The sequence below is a fragment of the Burkholderia sp. Z1 genome (genome assembly GCF_014893795.1).
Lineage (GTDB): Bacteria > Pseudomonadota > Gammaproteobacteria > Burkholderiales > Burkholderiaceae > Burkholderia > Burkholderia theae.
Map to the genome: position 1 here is coordinate 3,676,509 of NZ_JACFYL010000001.1, position 16,757 is coordinate 3,693,265.

The following is a 16,757-nucleotide window of genomic DNA, read 5'->3' on the forward strand; positions in this document are numbered from 1 at the left end:
GCGCGCGGCGCTTGTACAAGGGGGGACAAGCCCGATGCGTGGCGACCCGGTGCGAACCCTCCGCTACACGGTGGCCGGCAGATGGCCGGCAACTGTCGCGCGCGACAGGAAGCCCGTCGCGAACGGTTCGCCATCGCGCTCAATGCGCTCAATGCGGTCAACGCCGTCACCCGCGCAATGTTGCAGGTGCAACAAAGGTGCCTGCCGGCGGGCGGGATGTTTCGTTTGGCGTCCGAAGCCTAGACTGGCCGCATCGATTCCGCCCGCGCCGACGACGGCGCGGCACCGGAACCTCACGGAGCGAACACGATGAAGACGATGAAACACGCGGCATGCGCGATCCTGCTGATCGGCGCGGCCTGCGCCGCCCATGCGCAGGCCGCATCGACGCTGACGCGTGCGCAGGTCCGTCAGGAACTCGCGGAGCTGCAGGCCGCCGGCTACCGGACGAGCCTCGCGAGCAGTCCCGACTTTCCGGAGAACATGCAGGCGATCATGCAGCGTGCCGCGCAGGCGCGCGGCGAGGACGCCGGTTACGGCAGCGAAGGGAGGGGGAACGTGGAATCGGGCAAACCGGCGCTACCGCACGCGATCGATCGCGGCACCTACGCCCATCACTGATTGCGGACCGAACCCGCTTGAACGGGTAACGGCGCGGCGCCACCGGCGCCGGCCGACACACACGCGGCCCGCACGCCAGCGCGCGGCCGCGTGCACAATCCTCAAACGCTGAAGCGGTTCAGCGTATAAGCACGATAGGCCGCGACGAACGCATCGAACGATCCGGCCTCCTTCGCTTCGAGATCGGCCTGCTCGGCCAGCGACTTCGCGGCGAGCGCCTGCTCGGTGCTCAGCGTGTCCGCCGACGGCGGATGCGCGCGGAAATGCGCGGCATGCGCTTCGCTCTGCGCCAGCGCGAACCCGAGGAACGACTGCCCGTTCTCGCGCATCGTGCGCAGCACGCGCGCGGATGAGGTGCGTTCCGGATCGGCGAGCTTCTCGCGTTGCGCGGCGATGGCGCGCACATGCTCGTCGCCGCCGCGAATTTCGTCGAGACGGCGGCCGATGGTTTCGATATCGATCATCAGCTCGTCCGCCCACGCCTGCAGCGTGATCGGCTGGCCGTCGCGCGCCAGCGTGAGCCCCGGCTTGCGGCCTTCCATCGTCACGCTACCGAAGTTCGCGTTCGCTTCCTTGTACGCGTCGCAGTCGAGCGCCGCGCTTTCGTCGAGCGCGCACGCGAGCAGGAACGCGTCGATGAAGCGCGCGGTCTCCAGCGCGATGCCGGTCGGCTCGAACGGATCGATGTCGAGGCAGCGCACCTCGATGTACTGCACGCCGCGCGATGCGAGCGCATGCAGCGGCCGCTCGCCCGAATACGTGACGCGCTTCGGCCGGATCGTCGAGTAGAACTCGTTCTCGATCTGCAGCACGTTCGTGTTGATCTGGATCCACTCGCCGTCGCGATGCGTGCCGATCGCCTCGTACGCCGGATACGGCTCGCTCACGGCCTTCGACAGCGCGTCGAGATAACCGGGCAGCGTGTTGTAGTCGACGTGCAGCGCGGCCTGGGCGGTCGTGTTCGAGTAGCCGAGATCGCTCATCCGCAGGCTGGTCGCATACGGCAGGTACAGCGTATCGGCGTCGAACGTCTCGAGCTTGTGCGGCTTGCCGCGCAGGAACTTCGTGTCGAGCGCGGGCGACGCGCCGAACAGGTACATCAGCAGCCAGCTGCGGCGGCGGAAGTTGCGGATCTGCGCGAGATAGCGTTCCGACTGGTAGTCGACGAGCGTCGCCGTCGAGCCTTCTTCCGCATGCAGGCGCCGCCACACTTCCTCGTGCAGCGAGTAGTTGTAGTGGATGCCGGCGATGCACTGCATCGTGCGGCCGTAGCGATACGCGAGGCCGCGCCGGTACACCGTCTTCAGGCGGCCGATGTTCGACGTGCCGTAGTCGGCGATCGGAATCTGGTCGTCGGCCGGCAGCTGGCCCGGCATCGAGTCGTTCCACAGCATCTCGTCGCCGAGCGACGCATAAACGTAGCGATGCAGATCGTCGAGGCGTTCGAGCGTGATCGCGGCGTCGCGTTCCGCGGGCGTGATCAGCTCGATCAGCGCCTCGGAATAGTCGGTCGTCAGCGACGGATGCGTGAGCGCCGAACCGAGCGCGCGCGGATGCGGCGAGAACGCGATCATCCCGTCGCGCGTCACGCGCAGGCTTTCCTTTTCGATGCCGCGCAGGCCGTCGGGCAGATGCTGCCGCGTCGGGCCCGAGCTCAGCGCTTCGAGGCGATTCAGCAGCAGTTCGGACTGGCGGTGAGTCATGGTGTTCGACATGGAGACGCAAGTGCGTGACGGCCGCGCGCAGAACGCCGCGCGAGGCCGGCTGGATTGTTGGTCGCTTCGTTGGTAGCGGGCACTTTAACATCTCGCCGGAACACGCGCTTGAGGTGGCGCCGGGCACGGCGCGCGGGGCGGAACGGGCCGCCGGACGGGGCGATTGCGGCCGTCGCGGCATGTGGCACCGGTGCCAGGCGGCACCGATGGGCACGTCGGTCACATGCATTCGTCCGATGGAACGCGATGCGCGGACCGGCAGCAGCAGGTGCAACCGTGCCGCCGAATCGGTCATCCGCCGCGCGCGCCGCCCGCCCGGTCGGCCACTTCGTTCCACAAATGCAGCGCCGCGTACGCGCGCCACGGCCGCCAGCCTTCGGTGCGGTGCTTCTGGCTCGCCAGCCGGTCGAGCGCCGGGTCGCGTGCGGCGATCGACTGCATCAGCACGAGATCGGAGGCCGGCCACGCATCGGGGTCGCGCCACGCGCGCATCGCGATGTATTCGACGGTCCACGGGCCGATGCCCGGCAGATCGAGCCATGCGCTACGCAGCGTCGCCAGGTCGGCATGCTCGCGATCGACCGGCACGTCGCCGGCTGCCACCGCGCGCGCCACGCCCGTCAGTGCCGCCACGCGCTTGCCGGGCATTCCGATCTTGTCGAGATCGCACGCGGCCAGCGCGTCGGGCGTCGGGAAACGCCACGCGGGTGCGCCATCGTCGACAGGCACCACCCGCTCGCCGGCCCGTTCGACGAGCCGGCCGACGATCGTCGTCGCGGCCTTCACGCTCACCTGCTGGCCGACGATCGCGCGCACGGCCAGCTCGAACCCCGACCATGCGCCCGGCACGCGCAGCCCCGGCGCGGCCTCGACGAGCGGCGCGAACCAGGGATCGCGCGCGAGCCCGCCACCGATCGCGGCCGGATCGGCGCCGAGGTCGAACATCGTCGCGACGCGCGCGGCGAACGCATCGTCGACATGACGCGCGACCGCCCCTTCGACCGTCGCGATCAGGCAATGCTTGCGCGGGTGTTTCGTGACCGTGAGCCGGCCGGAATCGCCGTGCAGGTCGACGATGCGGCGATACGTGCCATCCGCGACCTGCTCGACACCCGGAATCGCGCGCCCGCTGAAGAAGCGCAGCACGCGCGCCCAGTCATAAGGCGCATTGAAGCGCAGTTCCATCTGCGCGGACGACGGCACATGGCCGCCGTTCACGATTGACGTGATCGTTGTTTTGGCGAGGCTCAAACTGCGCTGCCCTCCGTCGCGGCTTCGGTTTCATCGTGGTGGACATGACGCGCCTCGGATGCGAGCAGCGTCGCCTTGCGGCGCACGCCCCAACGATATCCGGAAAGCGCGCCGCCCTTTTGCACGACGCGGTGGCACGGGATCGCGAGCGCGACCGGGTTCGACGCGCACGCGGACGCGACGGCACGCACCGCGCGCGGCGAGCCGAGCGCTTCGGCGATCTCCGAGTAGCTGCGCGTTTCGCCGTACGGAATATGCGTCAGCGCTTCCCACACGCGCTGCTGGAAGGCGGTCGGCGCGATGTCGAGCGGCAGGTCGAACGCGTGTCGCGTGCCATCCAGGTACGCACGGATCTGCGTGATGAACGGTGCGAGCCGCGCGGGCGCTTCGACCAGTTCGGCACGGGCGAACGCGTCGTTCAGCTCGCCGACGAGCGCGGCCGGCTCGTCACCGAACGCGATCCGGCAGATGCCCTGTTCGGTCGCGGCGACCAGCACCGTGCCGAGCGACGTCGCCGCGGTCGCATAGTCGATCCGCAGCCCGGCGCCCTGGCGGCGGAACGCGGACGGCGCCATCCCGAGTTCGCGCGGCACCGACGCGTAGAGCCGCGACGGCGAATTGAAGCCCGCGTCGACGGCCGCCTGCGTGACCGGCTGCCCGCTTTGCAGCGCCTGCCGCAGCGCGGCGCCGCGCTGCGCGGCCTGGTACTGGCGCGGCGACACGCCGACCACGCGCTTGAAGAGTCGTTGAAGGTGAAACGGGCTCACGTGCACGGCATCGCTCAGTTGCTGGAGCGTGAGCCGCTCGGCGTGCGCGTCGAGCACCGCGCATGCGCGGTTGACGATCTCGAGCTCGCGCGGCAGCCCTTCCGGCTGGCAACGCTTGCAGGGCCGGAAGCCGGCCGCACGCGCGGCGGCCGGATCGGTGAAGTAGGACACATGCTCGCGGCGCGGCAGCCGCGACGCGCAGGTCGGGCGGCAGAACACGCCGGTCGTGCGCACGGCATAGAAGAACGCGCCGTCCGCATGCGGATCGCGAGTGGTCACGGCGCCCCAGCGGGCATCGTCGGTCGGATAGGCGGTTTTCATCTGAACCTCGCACTCTGTATGTAGTGTAGATGGTGCCTACTCTAGACATCGGCACGTGCCGTCGCGCCCTGAATCTTGCTCTCTGATTCGAGCCGGCGAACCGGGGACACACCATTCAAGCATAAATCCGACAAAACGCCTGCACCGGCTGTTCCGGCGCGGTTTTCGTCATCGTCCCGTCACCATTTTGCTGCAGTGCGGATGCGACAAATCGCCGTCCTGACGTTTTTTTGCATTCGGAATATTGCGTCGCACCATCGCCGTGTGTATAGTTGGAACTGTCTCCTCCATGTCTCCTCCTGATATGGATTAAGCCCGTTCCGCTCCGCGTGAACGGGCTTTTTTTCGTCTGTCGATTGTGCCGCGTTCCGGCGGGCGCCGCAGGCGCGATGCGTCTACACTCGATGCTCGACGACTGCGAAGGAGTGCCCGCCCATGAAGCCCACCATCCGCGCGATCGATCACATCGTGCTGCGCGTGACCGACATGGCGGCGATGACGCGCTTTTACTGCGACGCCGTCGGCTGCCATGTGGAGAAGGAACAGCCCGATCTGGGCCTCGTGCAGCTGCGCGCCGGCGATGCGCTGATCGACCTGATATCGGTCGGCGGCCCGATCGACCGCCCCGACAGCGGGCCGCCCGGCACCGGACGCAACCTCGATCACTTGTGCCTGCGCGTCGAGCCGTTCGATCCCGACGCGCTGACCGCGCATTTCGCCGCGCATGGCGCACGGCCGGAGGCCCCCGCGGAGCGCTACGGCGCCGGCGGCTACGGGCCGTCGATCTACCTGTTCGATCCCGAAGGCAACATGCTGGAATTCAAGGGGCCGCCGGCCGCGATCGGCTGAGCGCGGCCGGTGCGCGGGCCGTCACGCGCCCGCGCGCGCCTTCAGGACCGTCCATTCGACCGCGATCGGGTCGTGATCGGCGCTCGAGATCCACGCCGCGCCGTCCTGCACCGTGCACTGCAGGCGCATCGTGCGCTCCGCGAGCTGCCCGAGCGCGGCCGCGACGCCATCGGCGAGCGACAGCACCTGCACGTTGCGCAGCCGCTCGACCTTGCTGCGCACGCCCTGCCACCAGATATCCGACGTCTTGCCGCCGTACGCGATCACCGTGACCTGCCCGGCCCGGCCGGCCGCCTTCGAGATGCGCCGCTCGTCGGGCTGGCCGGCCTCGATCCAGACGTCGATCGCGCCCGTCAGGTCCTTCTGCCACAGATCGGGCTCGTCGACGTCCGACAGCCCCTTGCAGAATTCGAGCCGCTCGTTCGCGAACAGCGCGAATGCGACGATCCGCACCATCATCCGGTCGTCGGTTTCCGACGGATGGCGCGCCACCGTGAGCGCGTGGTCGGCGTAATAATGCCGATCCATGTCGGCGATTTGCAGTTCGGCTTTGTAGATCGTGGATTTCAGCGCCATGCGGATGCGGCCCGGGCGGGCATTCGGTTCGGTCGGGCCGTGATGATACCGAATGCGCGCCGCCCGGCGCGTGTCATGTGCGCGCCACAGCGCAACGGCCCGGCATGCGCCGGGCCGTGTTCGGTTCGCGCCGCCGGCCAATCGGGCCGGCGCGCTCGCGCGTCGTGCGACTGCGCGGGTTATTGCGGGTTACTGCTTGACGAAGCGCGAATCGGTCCAGAGACCCTGCTGGTCGCTGTTGTCGGCGCTGACGAACTGCACGTCGCCCTGCTCGACCGACACCACGCGGAAACGCTGGCCTTCCGGTACCGACAGGCAACGGTAGTCGTCGAAGTACTGCTGCTTCGCCTGCGATTTGCCATCGCGCTCGTGGCTCAGTACGGAGTCCAGATTGTCTTTCGACAGGCAGCCCCATGCGTTCTTCGTCAGCTGGATTTCCTGCGTCGGCTTGACGGCCGAATCGCCGCCTGCCTGGGCAATCGACACCACGCAAAATGCACCGACGAGGGCAACGAGCATACCGGTTCGTTTCATCATGTTCTGTCTCCAGGCTTGCGGGCACCAGGCTCGGGTTAGCTATGTGTTTAAAGGTGATCGTGAACCCGCGTTTTTCACTTTAGAAGACCGGCAAGCGATAGCAAGCACATTTGTTGTGCGATCGCAATAGCGGCGGATTGTCGCACCCCGCGCGCAGCCCGATTTTCGTGCGATGCGCACACGCGGCGAGGTGTGCCGCGCGGCGGACCGGCCCGTGACACCAGGCGGAAAGCGTTATCCGGTAAGGTTTTCAGAAAAATTACAATGCGGCGATTGAACGGTTTGGATAATCCATTTCGCCATCCCGATCATTTTGATGCATTGCACCTAAAGTCATCCGAAACAATCTGACTTTACCGCAACGCGGAATCGCATTTACCTGATACAAGAAAAATGCCAGGTATAAGCGCATGCGTATTTATCCGTATTTCCCCGCATGCCTCCGGCGCCCGCGGAAGCCCCGCCGCGGGTGTCTTTCGTCAGTGTTTTGACCCGGCTTTATTTCAGGCCGATTGCTGACGCTCGAAATAATCGCGCTGGAAAATGCACATGCGATAAGCGTTGTGATACGCGCCGTTTCCGAAAAATTCTTCCTTCAATTCGGCCTCGTGCTGGAATCCGCATTTTTCGTACACGTGAATCGCCGCCGCATTCGACGTATCGACGATCAGGTACAGCTTGCGCATGTTCAGCACCTTGAATGCGTACTCGATCGCGAGGCGCGTCGCCTGGCCCGCATAACCGCGCCCCTGGCATTGCGGCGCGATGATGATCTGGAACTCGCCGCGGCGATGGATGTAGTCGAGTTCGATCAGCTCGACGAGGCCGACCAGTTCCCCTTGCGAATCGACCGTGACGAACCGGCGCTCGCGCTGGTCGTGCACGTGACGGTCGTACAGTTGTGACAGTTCCGAGAAGGTTTCGTACGGCTCCTCGAACCAGTAGCGCATGATCTTCGCGTCGTTGTTCAGTTCGTGGACGAAGCGCAGGTCCTGGCGCTCCAGCGGCCGTAGCGCGAGCGTGTTGGTATCGTTCTGGAGTTGCATGTTCAGTCCTTTTTGAGGCCGGCGCACGTGCGAAACGCCCGCGCGGCGCAGCCGCGTTCGGGCCCGTTTCGCACTGTAAGAAATTGAACGCGGGCGAAGTTCAGAGCCTAGAATGGGAGCTAGGGTTCCTGCCACCGCAGGGAGGCTATCGTGATCGAGCAAGTCATACTCGGTATTTTTCTCGTCCTGCCGCTCGTGATCGTGGCGGCGCTGTTCTCCGACGAACTTTGGCAGGAGCATCGGCGTCAGCATCCGCGCGACGAAAACGCACCCCATATCGACTGGAAGCACCCGTGGCGCCGCGTGCGACGCGAGCATTGAGTCGATCGCCGTCCCTGCGCAGTGCGCGCCGGCCGGGCCACCCCGAGCCGGGCAACACGTGGCGCGCCCCGATTCCGCTTCGATCCGATTCCCGCTCAACCCGCGAGACGCCGCCGTGAACGACCAGCCCGCTCCCCCGCCGCACGATATCCCTCACGAAACGATCGATCTGCAGATCGCCGACGTGCTCGCGGCCGTCCGCTACCCGGCGAACAAGGATGCGCTCGTCGATGCCGCGCGGGAAGCCGGCGCCAGCAACGAAGTGCTGTCGATGCTCGACGGCCTGCCCGAACAGGACTACGCGGACGTCGACGCCGTCACGCACTGGGTCGCCGGCAACTTCGGCCCGGGGCTCGGCATTTGAGCGCGCGCCAATAACGCGATAGGATCGGGCCGCACCGGTCGCGCCGCGACCGGATGCGTGCCGTGCCGCCCGGCGCAAGACCGGGCGTTTCCGCACGCGTGTCCGGGGGACTCCATGGAAGGCATCCTGATCCAGCACACGACGCGCCGTCAGCTCTGGTTCGGCGCGTTGACGGCGCTCGTCATCCTGCTTGCGCTCGGGATCGCCGCGCCGCACGCGAACGTCACGCTGCCGGCCGTCGAGCCGTTCATGCCGATGTGCGCGCTCACCGTGTTCACGACCGCGAGCATCGCGGCGTTCTTCCTCGGCGCGCAGTTCACCGTCACGCGCCAGCCCGTGCTCGGCGCGCTCGGCGGCGCCTACGCGTTCACCGCGCTCGCCGTCGCGCTGCAGTTGCTCACCTTTCCGGGCGTGTTCGCGCCGCATGGCCTGCTCGGCGCGCGCCCGCAAAGCGCCGCGTGGATGTGGGTCTTCTGGCATGCGGGTTTCCCGTGCTTCGTGATGGCTGCGCTGCTCGCACGCGAGCGGCTGACGCGCGCACCGGTCGGTGACAGGCAGACGCGCCGGTGGGCGGTCGCGCTCGTCGGCGGGCCGGCCGTCGCGGCCGCGCTGCTGTGCGCGTTCGCGCTGAACGTGTCGCTTCCGCCCGCGTTCCTTCCGCCCGGCGACGCGGCCTTGCTGCCCTTCAGCGGCATCGCGCTCTTCGTGTGGATCCTCAATGCCCTTGCGCTCGTTGCCGTGCTGGCCACCGGCCGGCTGCGCACGACGCTCGACCTGTGGCTCGCGATCGCGGTGCTCGCGTGCCTCACCGACACGACGCTGAACCTGCTGGCCACGAACCGCTACACGGTCGGCTGGTATGTCGCGCGCGTGTTCAGCATGTTCACGCCCGGCGTACTCGTGTGCGTGCTCGCCTGGGAAGTGACGATGCTGTACCAGCAGCTGTTCGAGGCGCATGCGACGCTGGTTCGTTCTTCCGCACGCGACGGCCTGACCGGCGCGTTCAACCGCAGCCACTTCAACGATCATTTCCACACGCTGTTCCTGCAGGCGCGACGACAGAGCGAACCGCTGTCGCTGCTGATGGTCGACGTCGACCTCTTCAAGGCCTACAACGACGCGTTCGGTCACGTGAAGGGCGATGCGTGCCTGATCGCGGTCGCGAATGCGCTGGCCGGCGCGGTGAGGCGGCCCGCGGATATCGTCGCGCGTTACGGCGGCGAGGAGTTCGCGATCGTGCTGCCGAACACGGGGGCGCGCGGTGCGCGGGTGGTTGCCGAAGAGGCGCGCGAAGCCGTGTTGCGGCTCGATCTCGCGATGCCTGCGGCGCCGGCGGGGCGCGTGAGCGTCAGCGTCGGCTGTGCGACCGTGTCGGCCGATGACTTGTCGACACCCGATGCGTTGATCGAAGCTGCCGATGCCGCGCTGTATCGTGCGAAGGATGCGGGGCGAAACAGGGTCGTCGTCGCCTGAAAACGTCTGCTGTTTGGGGCATTTGTTACGGTCATTTTGACCGGAATAATCCGCCGTTACGCATTGCGGAGCGGGGATACCAATGCTTACAGCCGGTGTTGCGGGCGCTGGCTATGCTGGGTTTCACATTGAACCCAAGCAGGTGAGCACCATGAAGAAAGTCCTTTTGCTGATTGCCGGCGTCGCCGTGTTGCTGAGCGGCTGTATCGTGGTGCCTGATGGCGGGTATTACGGTGGTGGCGGGTATTACCATCACCATCATTGGGATTGAGAACGAGATGACGGCCTTGTGCCGGCGATGCTCCTGAATGAGACGGGGCGGGATATACCCGCCCCGTCGTCATGATGATCGCCATCGTGAGCGTCCGTCGCGCAGGTCACGACACATCACTCTGGCCAATCTCGCATCGGCTACCGATCAGAAAGGAATGGAGATGATCGCTCCGCCACACGCCCCGATGCAATAACCTTGACCGGGACCACGGTGGTCCTTGAAGTCCGGGTGGTTGTACCCCGCCAAACGATCCCAGCTGGGCGTCTGCACGTAGACCACCAGATTGCCATCCGGCTGGAATGCGAACAGGGCACCGCTATTCCCGCCCGTGTTGGTTTTCCAGATCGGCGTACCGGCATCGTTATACAACACGAAGTTCCCGTCGTTCTGCATCCACGCAGACGTCACACCCTTGCCTGCCGTACCGGTGTTCCAAATCGCAGCGCCATTCTTGTACAGCACCAGATTTCCGTCGGCCTGCAGAATGAAAAAGTACTGCCCGATCGAGTAACTCACGCCAGCCGTCAGCTTGGTGTTCGGGTAAAGGATACGAGCCTCGTTGGACTGCATGCTCGAAACATCGCTCGTCTTGCTATCCCAAATGGGACGCATCCAGTAGAAAACGATATTTCCGTCATCCTGAACATTCAGAAATGAATTGGAGCGCTCCGTTTTGATTACCCAGATCGGACGGTTATCGTCGGTATAAAGCACGAAATTTCCGTCCGGCTGCATAACCGCACGCGTCACGCCCTTTCCATTGGTCTTTGCTTGCCACACGGCCTGGCCGCTGGCTGCATAGAGAACCAGGTTTCCATCTGACTTCTGCAGCTTCAGACAGTACTGGTTGTTATCCGAGCAAACCGACTGCCCCGCCCACATCGTAGCCCCCGGCTCGAGACGTTTTGCGAATGCAAGCGATTGGCAAACCAAGAAAATAAAAGCAAAGATAGACAGCCGTCTCACGCGTTCCCCCGGAATCAGTTGAGTTTGATAATTCTCTTGTTTCTTCACTTCAACCTGCGCGACGCAATCTTACATTTCCTCATATCAATTCAGCAAGATTTTTGTCGCACGCGTGGGACCTCGGGATTCAAATTATATTATTCCGCTCCCGACACAACCTGATTGCTCGTTGCAACCAATGCCTTTGGCACATCAACCGGTCCTGGATACTTCGATAAGCGAGGAATGGCAAATTGCACTCGGTAGACAGAAACGCCGTTTGCATCGCCGATCCCGTCGAGGCGACCGGCAGAAACATCGCTAAACGACTCGAATTCCGTCGAGAGATGGATCACTTCCCGATACAAAACCTGCTGAAAATCACCCCCAGCAGATCATCCGAAGTGAACTCCCCGGTAATCGCATTGAGCTGTTCCTGCGCGAGCCGCAGCTCCTCCGCAAACAGATCGAGCGACTGCGCGCGCTGCTCCGCATGATCCGCCGCCTGCGCGAGATGCTCCTGCGCGGCCCGCAGCGCGATCAGATGCCGTTCGCGCGCGAGATACACGCCCTCAGCCCCCGCCTGCCACCCCGCGATCCGCAGCAGCTCCGCACGCAGCATGTCGATCCCGTCGCCGCGCTTCGCCGACAGATGCACCTCGGTCAGATCCCCTTCCGCAGCCGGATGCTCGACACAAGCCGGCACGCCGGTCAGATCCGTCTTGTTCAGTACGCGCACCACCGGCACGCCGCCCGGGAACCGCGCCGCGATCACCTCATCATCCGGCGTCAGCCCCGTGCGCGAATCGAGCAGGTGCAGCACGACGTCCGCGCGCTCGATCTCGCTCCACGTGCGCGCAATGCCGATCCGCTCGACCTCATCCTCCGTCTCGCGCAGCCCCGCCGTATCGATGATGTGCAGCGGAATCCCTTCGACCTGGATCGTCTGCGCAACCTTGTCGCGCGTCGTGCCCGCGATCGGCGTGACGATCGCCAGCTCCGCGCCGGCTAGCGCATTCAGCAGCGACGACTTGCCGACGTTCGGCTGCCCCGCGAGCACGACCGACAACCCTTCGCGCAACAGCGCGCCCTGCCGCGCATCGCCGAGCACATGCACGAGCTGCGCGCGGATCTTCGCGAGCTTGCCGCGCGCGTCGGCCGCTTCCAGGAAGTCGATCTCCTCTTCCGGAAAATCCAGCGTCGCCTCGACCAGCATCCGCAGCGTGATCACGTCGTCGACGAGCGCATGGATCTGCCGCGAGAACGCGCCGTCGAGCGACCGCCCGGCCGAGCGTGCCGCGGCCTCGGTGCTTGCCTCGATCAGGTCGGCAACCGCCTCGGCCTGCGCGAGGTCGAGCTTGTCGTTCAGGAACGCGCGCCGCGTGAACTCGCCCGGCTCCGCGAGCCGCAGCCCGAAGCCGCGCCCCGCATCCAGGCAGCGCTGCAGCAGCAGCTGCATCACGATCGGCCCGCCATGCCCCTGCAGCTCGAGGACGTGCTCGCCGGTGTACGAGTGCGGCGCCGGGAAATACAGCGCGATGCCGCGGTCGAGCGGCGCGCCGTGCTCGTCGAGGAACGGCACGTAGCTCGCATGACGCGGCGCGAGCTTCTGCCCGCACAACGCGTCGATCAGCGGCAACGCGGCCGCCTCGCCGCCGCGCCCGAACGACACGCGGACGACACCGATGCCGCCCCGGCCGGCAGCAGTGGCAATGGCGACGATCGGATCGGAATCGGTAGCGAGCATGGGAATCGGATGAATCGGGTGGTCAGACAGTGAGTGGTGCGCCCGCGCAACAGTTCGGGCATCGGAACGCCGGCATTGTAGCGTGCCGGCCCACACACCACCGGCCGCCACGCAGGATTCGGACTCGCCCGAATTTATCCCGCCGGGGATAAGTCGAGTATCAGTCCAACGCAATGTCACAGCCACCGTTTCGGACGAGTATGCCTGCCGGAGCGGCTTGACGCTGCGTCCCTCAATTTCGCCACCCATCCCGGTGAAGGCCGGGATTCGTCCGAATGAGATATGTTTATCTCATATGGTTGTCTGAAACGCGGCGGTGGAATTGCACAATCTCCCCCATGCCGACATCCGAAGAAAAAGCCGCGTTCTCGGAACGCCTGAAATTCGCCCTGCGGCGCAGCCCGGAGAAGGTCACCGGCGCGACGGAGCTTGCGAACCGATTCAATCTGCGCCACCGCGGAACGCATCCCGTTTCGCCGCAAACCGCGCACAAATGGCTGACGGGCCGCACGATTCCGACGTCGGACAAACTCGAAACGCTCGCCGAATGGCTGCGCGTCGAACTGCACTGGCTGCATTACGGCCCGTCGCCGAGCGTGATCGAACACCCGACGCCGCAACCGCTGCCGCGCGACGAGCGCTATCCGCCGACGCCCGAGACGATCGAACTCGCGTCGAAGATCGAGGCACTGTCTCCGCATCAGCGCTACCTCGTTCAGGAACTGATCGAGCAGTTCTACGGCGAACCGAAGATCGAAGCGAAGAAAGCCTGAACGGGAACGGCACGCGCATCGCACACCGCGCGCCGCCGCCAGGAAACAAAAAAGCCGCATGGGCGAACCATGCGGCTTTTTTTGCGTGCATCGTGGGCGGCTCGCCGCCCACGGGTGCGCCGGGCGTCAGGCCGGCTTCTTCTTGACGCCGCCGAGCTTGCGCGTGATGTAGTACTGCTGCGCGATCGACAGCACGTTGTTCACGACGTAGTACAGCACGAGGCCGGCCGGGAAGAAGAAGAACATGACCGAGAACGCGATCGGCATGAACTTCATCATCTTCGCCTGGACGGGGTCCGGCGGCGTCGGGTTCAGGCTCGTCTGCACGAACATCGACACGGCCATCAGCACCGGCAGGATGAAGAACGGATCGCGCTGCGACAGGTCGTGAATCCACAGAATCCACGGCGCGCCGCGCATTTCGACCGATGCGAGCAGCACCCAGTACAGCGAGATGAACACCGGGATCTGGATCACGACCGGCAGGCAGCCGCCGAACGGATTGACCTTCTCGGTCTTGTACAGCTCCATCAGCGCCGAATTCATCTTCTGCGGATCGCTCTTGAAGCGTTCGCGCAGCGCCTGCATGCGCGGCGTGATTTCCTTCATGCGCGCCATCGACTTGTAGCTCGCAGCCGACAGCGGGAAGAACACGGCCTTGATCAGCACCGTCAGCAGCACGATCGCCCAGCCCCAGTTGCCGACATAGCCGTGGATCTTCTCGAGCAGCCAGAACAGTGGCTTCGCGATGATCGTCACCCAGCCGTAGTCCTTCACGAGTTCCAGGCCCGGCGCGATGCCTTCGAGCATGCGCTCTTCTTCCGGACCGGCGAACAGGCGTGCCTGCACGTCGGCCGACTGGCCCGGCGCGATCGCGGCGACCGGCTGCTTCACGCCGACGCGGTACAGCGTCGGATCGATCTTCTCCGCGTAGATATCACGCTTCACGCCCTGCTGCGGAATCCATGCCGACGCGAAGTAGTGCTGCACCATCGCGACCCAGCCGTTGTCGGCGGAAGTCACGTAGTCGGCCTTGTTCTTGTCGAGGTCGCTGAAGTTGATCTTCTGGAAGTGCTTCGCGTCCGTGTAGACCGCCGGCCCGAGGAACGTGTGCGAGAACATCGGCGTTTCGACGGCCGTGTTGTCGCGGACGAGTTCCATGTAGACCGTCGGCGTGACAGGTGCCGTGCCGACGTTGTCGATCTTGGTATCGACGCCGATCACGTAGCTGCCGCGCGTGAACGTGTAGGTCTTCACGACCTTCACGCCGCCCTTCACCGGCGATTCGAACGACAGCTTCAGCGCGTTCTGGTCGCCCGCCAGCGACGTCGAGCCGGTGTTCACCTGCGTGTAGACGTCGTTGTGGTTCGGGAAGTCGCCGCCGAGCAGGCCCGAGCGTGCGAGATACGTGTGGCCGGCCGTGTGGTCGAACAGCGTGATGTACAGGTCGGGCTGCTTGCCGTCGCCCTGCTTCTTCAGCGTCAGCTTCGCGAGCGTGCCGCCGCGCGTGTCGATTTCGCCGTCATACACGTCGGTCGAGAACTTCACGAGCTGCGCCTGTGCGGCCGGTGCCGTCGTCGACGGAGCGGTGCCGGCTGCGGCGGCAGGCACGTCACCTGCGGTCGTCGTCGTCGCGCCCGTGCCCGATGCGCCGCCGGCAGCAGCCGCGGGGGCCGTTTGCGTAGCGCTCGGGAAGAACATCGACGGGCGTCCATGGGACCGCTGCCAGTTGTCGTACAGCATGACAGCTGACATGAAGAAGATCACCCATAGGACGGTGCGTTTGATATCCATGCGTTGTCTCAGAGTCGATGGGACCGCGCGTCGGCTTCGCCGCGAGCGCGAGTGTCGGAGTTGGGCGGCGGGACGAGGTCGATGCCGCCCGCGGAAAACGGATGGCATCGGCACACGCGCCTGACGGCGAGATACGTGCCGCGCGCGGCGCCATGATACTGGATTGCCTCGCGCGCGTAATCCGAACAGGAAGGATAAAAACGGCAACGGTTGCCGAGCAGAGGGCTCACGGCAACCTTGTAGAAGCGCAGCAAGGCGATCAATACCGTTTCCATACCTTGGGCGGCGCCGTTCGGCACCGCGTCAAAACCGGCCGGGCGGGCGCGAACGCGGCACCGCGGACGGATGCGTCACTCGGACGCGGGCTTCGACGCGCGGCGAGCGATTTCCCGGACTGCCCTGTCGAGCAGTTCGCGGATTTCGGCCGCGCACATCGCCGCGAGCGGGGCGGAAGCCGCGCTCGGCAGCGCTTTCTTGTCGAAGCGCGTGTGCTGCCGCAGCAGCAGGTCGTAACCGGCGAATTCGGCCCGGCGCACGCGAAATGCATCGCGCGCCAGCCGCTTCACCAGATTACGCGTGACTGCACGCGGCGCGTACTTCTTGCCGACGACGAGCCCCAGACGCGCGGGCTGACCGGTCGGCTTGCCGTAGATCACGAAGTGCGCGGAGCGCCGCCAAGGGCGCAAACGAAAAACGGATGAAAATTCATCCGTTTTCAGAAGTCGCGCAGCTTTCGGGAAGGCGGCTTTCGTCTGCAACGGATTCGCACCCGGCTCGACGGCACCTTCCGCAGGACTGCGGACGGCGGACACAGCGCGCAACCTGCCTTAGATGGCGAGGCGCTTGCGGCCCTTCGCGCGGCGAGCGTTGATGACCTTGCGGCCACCTGCCGTCTTCATACGGACACGGAAGCCATGGGTGCGCTTGCGGCGCGTCACGGACGGTTGGTAAGTACGTTTCATGATGTTCTCACTTGTTCGAGAATGTCGAAATTCAGGGGACCGCGTGCCCTTAACCGGAGGCATTCGGGCGAACGCAATCGCCGGGAATACAGGATTGGTTTTCGCGGAACCCGCTATTTAAACCGGTTTTCTGTTGGCGGTCAATACCTTAGGAGTCGTCCGCCTGTGCCAGCCCCGGCCGATCCGGCCCTGCGACCCACCATCACAGCCTGTGGATAAGTCCCGCTGTGGCGGCGTTTGGCGTTAGAATCTCGCCTTATCTCCAAGAATCCCGCACGCCGCCTCGGCGCTCGCCTGCCTCTGCACGACTGTGACGCAGGCGTCCGAGGCACGCTCGCACGACCGCTTCGGGCCTTGTTGCGCGATCGCGACAAGGGCGCCTGCGAGCCGCGCTGTGCATGCAAAAAACGACAGTTACTTG

General features: G+C 65.3%; 18 protein-coding genes. 6 read left to right on the forward strand and 12 right to left on the reverse strand.

The window, feature by feature from the left end; all coding sequences use genetic code 11:
• Positions 1-309: 309 nt before the first annotated feature.
• Positions 310-621 (forward strand): DUF4148 domain-containing protein, encoded by a 312-nt coding sequence (locus H3H55_RS17035; RefSeq protein ID WP_193099420.1) that lies wholly within the window; start codon positions 310-312, stop codon positions 619-621.
• Between the two features lie 101 nt (positions 622-722).
• Here the strand turns inward: H3H55_RS17035 and gshA are convergent, their stop codons facing one another.
• The 3 genes from gshA to ada form a co-directional block, all read right to left on the reverse strand.
• Entirely contained in the window at positions 723-2,336 is a 1,614-nt protein-coding gene (gene gshA / locus H3H55_RS17040) for a glutamate--cysteine ligase (RefSeq protein ID WP_193099421.1), read from the reverse strand.
• A gap of 291 nt (positions 2,337-2,627) precedes the next feature.
• Positions 2,628-3,587: a DNA-3-methyladenine glycosylase family protein gene (locus H3H55_RS17045; RefSeq protein ID WP_193099422.1), complete on the reverse strand. Its 960-nt coding sequence runs from the start codon at positions 3,585-3,587 to the stop codon at positions 2,628-2,630.
• Positions 3,584-4,675, reverse strand: coding sequence for a bifunctional DNA-binding transcriptional regulator/O6-methylguanine-DNA methyltransferase Ada (gene ada, locus H3H55_RS17050; RefSeq protein ID WP_193099423.1), 1,092 nt, complete (start codon positions 4,673-4,675; stop codon positions 3,584-3,586). Before ada ends, H3H55_RS17045 begins: the two co-directional genes overlap by 4 nt.
• Before the next feature lie 435 nt (positions 4,676-5,110).
• Between ada and H3H55_RS17055 the strand changes: the two genes are divergently transcribed.
• On the forward strand, positions 5,111-5,524 hold the full coding sequence (locus tag H3H55_RS17055; RefSeq protein ID WP_048244751.1) for a VOC family protein: 414 nt from the start codon (positions 5,111-5,113) through the stop codon (positions 5,522-5,524).
• 21 nt (positions 5,525-5,545) lie between these two features.
• Here H3H55_RS17055 and H3H55_RS17060 read toward each other — a convergent pair whose 3' ends face one another.
• The 3 genes from H3H55_RS17060 to speG all read right to left on the reverse strand — a co-directional run bounded on the left by H3H55_RS17060 (position 5,546) and on the right by speG (position 7,683).
• Entirely contained in the window at positions 5,546-6,100 is a 555-nt protein-coding gene (locus H3H55_RS17060) for a YaeQ family protein (RefSeq protein WP_129513287.1), read from the reverse strand.
• A 189-nt stretch (positions 6,101-6,289) separates the two neighbouring features.
• Entirely contained in the window at positions 6,290-6,637 is a 348-nt protein-coding gene (gene sap1, locus H3H55_RS17065) for a surface attachment protein Sap1 (RefSeq protein ID WP_193099424.1), read from the reverse strand.
• A 503-nt stretch (positions 6,638-7,140) separates the two neighbouring features.
• Positions 7,141-7,683, reverse strand: a complete 543-nt coding sequence (gene speG, locus H3H55_RS17070) for a spermidine N1-acetyltransferase (protein ID WP_048244756.1) — start codon at positions 7,681-7,683, stop codon at positions 7,141-7,143.
• A 150-nt stretch (positions 7,684-7,833) separates the two neighbouring features.
• On the opposite strand from speG, the gene H3H55_RS17075 reads away from it, so the two are divergent.
• The 3 genes from H3H55_RS17075 to H3H55_RS17085 all read left to right on the forward strand — a co-directional run bounded on the left by H3H55_RS17075 (position 7,834) and on the right by H3H55_RS17085 (position 9,841).
• The gene (locus H3H55_RS17075; RefSeq protein ID WP_014895655.1) at positions 7,834-8,004 is read left to right on the forward strand and encodes a hypothetical protein; all 171 of its coding nucleotides are present in this window, start codon (positions 7,834-7,836) and stop codon (positions 8,002-8,004) included.
• 115 nt (positions 8,005-8,119) lie between these two features.
• Complete coding sequence (locus tag H3H55_RS17080; protein ID WP_129513289.1) at positions 8,120-8,368, forward strand: DUF2795 domain-containing protein; 249 nt, start codon at positions 8,120-8,122, stop codon at positions 8,366-8,368.
• 114 nt (positions 8,369-8,482) lie between these two features.
• The gene (locus H3H55_RS17085) at positions 8,483-9,841 is read left to right on the forward strand and encodes a GGDEF domain-containing protein (protein WP_193099425.1); all 1,359 of its coding nucleotides are present in this window, start codon (positions 8,483-8,485) and stop codon (positions 9,839-9,841) included.
• 418 nt (positions 9,842-10,259) lie between these two features.
• Here H3H55_RS17085 and H3H55_RS17090 read toward each other — a convergent pair whose 3' ends face one another.
• The gene (locus H3H55_RS17090) at positions 10,260-11,129 is read right to left on the reverse strand and encodes a curculin (mannose-binding) lectin (protein ID WP_319022283.1); all 870 of its coding nucleotides are present in this window, start codon (positions 11,127-11,129) and stop codon (positions 10,260-10,262) included.
• 283 nt (positions 11,130-11,412) lie between these two features.
• A complete protein-coding gene (gene mnmE / locus H3H55_RS17095) occupies positions 11,413-12,807 on the reverse strand; it encodes a tRNA uridine-5-carboxymethylaminomethyl(34) synthesis GTPase MnmE (RefSeq protein WP_048244760.1) in 1,395 nt (464 codons plus the stop codon).
• Between the two features lie 338 nt (positions 12,808-13,145).
• Here mnmE and H3H55_RS17100 point away from each other — a divergent pair, with 338 nt between their 5' ends.
• Entirely contained in the window at positions 13,146-13,580 is a 435-nt protein-coding gene (locus H3H55_RS17100; protein WP_048244762.1) for a transcriptional regulator, read from the forward strand.
• A 126-nt stretch (positions 13,581-13,706) separates the two neighbouring features.
• Here H3H55_RS17100 and yidC read toward each other — a convergent pair whose 3' ends face one another.
• From yidC to rpmH, 4 genes are all read right to left on the reverse strand, one after another.
• Positions 13,707-15,374: a membrane protein insertase YidC gene (gene yidC, locus H3H55_RS17105; RefSeq protein ID WP_193099426.1), complete on the reverse strand. Its 1,668-nt coding sequence runs from the start codon at positions 15,372-15,374 to the stop codon at positions 13,707-13,709.
• 8 nt (positions 15,375-15,382) lie between these two features.
• On the reverse strand, positions 15,383-15,649 hold the full coding sequence (gene yidD / locus H3H55_RS17110; protein ID WP_009694594.1) for a membrane protein insertion efficiency factor YidD: 267 nt from the start codon (positions 15,647-15,649) through the stop codon (positions 15,383-15,385).
• A gap of 75 nt (positions 15,650-15,724) precedes the next feature.
• Entirely contained in the window at positions 15,725-16,186 is a 462-nt protein-coding gene (gene rnpA, locus H3H55_RS17115) for a ribonuclease P protein component (protein ID WP_048244765.1), read from the reverse strand.
• Positions 16,187-16,201: 15 nt separating this feature from the next.
• A complete protein-coding gene (rpmH, locus tag H3H55_RS17120; protein WP_004198824.1) occupies positions 16,202-16,336 on the reverse strand; it encodes a 50S ribosomal protein L34 in 135 nt (44 codons plus the stop codon).
• Positions 16,337-16,757: the final 421 nt, after the last annotated feature.

Excerpts from the sequence above, each read along its gene's own strand:
- H3H55_RS17035 (WP_193099420.1), top strand. The coding sequence starts at position 310 with ATGAAGACGATGAAACACGCGGCATGCGCGATCCTGCTGATCGGCGCG.
- gshA (WP_193099421.1), bottom strand. The coding sequence starts at position 2,336 with ATGTCGAACACCATGACTCACCGCCAGTCCGAACTGCTGCTGAATCGC.
- ada (WP_193099423.1), bottom strand. The coding sequence starts at position 4,675 with ATGAAAACCGCCTATCCGACCGACGATGCCCGCTGGGGCGCCGTGACC.
- H3H55_RS17055 (WP_048244751.1), top strand. The coding sequence starts at position 5,111 with ATGAAGCCCACCATCCGCGCGATCGATCACATCGTGCTGCGCGTGACC.
- H3H55_RS17060 (WP_129513287.1), bottom strand. The coding sequence starts at position 6,100 with ATGGCGCTGAAATCCACGATCTACAAAGCCGAACTGCAAATCGCCGAC.
- sap1 (WP_193099424.1), bottom strand. The coding sequence starts at position 6,637 with ATGATGAAACGAACCGGTATGCTCGTTGCCCTCGTCGGTGCATTTTGC.
- speG (WP_048244756.1), bottom strand. The coding sequence starts at position 7,683 with ATGCAACTCCAGAACGATACCAACACGCTCGCGCTACGGCCGCTGGAG.
- H3H55_RS17085 (WP_193099425.1), top strand. The coding sequence starts at position 8,483 with ATGGAAGGCATCCTGATCCAGCACACGACGCGCCGTCAGCTCTGGTTC.
- mnmE (WP_048244760.1), bottom strand. The coding sequence starts at position 12,807 with ATGCTCGCTACCGATTCCGATCCGATCGTCGCCATTGCCACTGCTGCC.
- H3H55_RS17100 (WP_048244762.1), top strand. The coding sequence starts at position 13,146 with ATGCCGACATCCGAAGAAAAAGCCGCGTTCTCGGAACGCCTGAAATTC.
- yidC (WP_193099426.1), bottom strand. The coding sequence starts at position 15,374 with ATGGATATCAAACGCACCGTCCTATGGGTGATCTTCTTCATGTCAGCT.
- yidD (WP_009694594.1), bottom strand. The coding sequence starts at position 15,649 with ATGGAAACGGTATTGATCGCCTTGCTGCGCTTCTACAAGGTTGCCGTG.
- rpmH (WP_004198824.1), bottom strand. The coding sequence starts at position 16,336 with ATGAAACGTACTTACCAACCGTCCGTGACGCGCCGCAAGCGCACCCAT.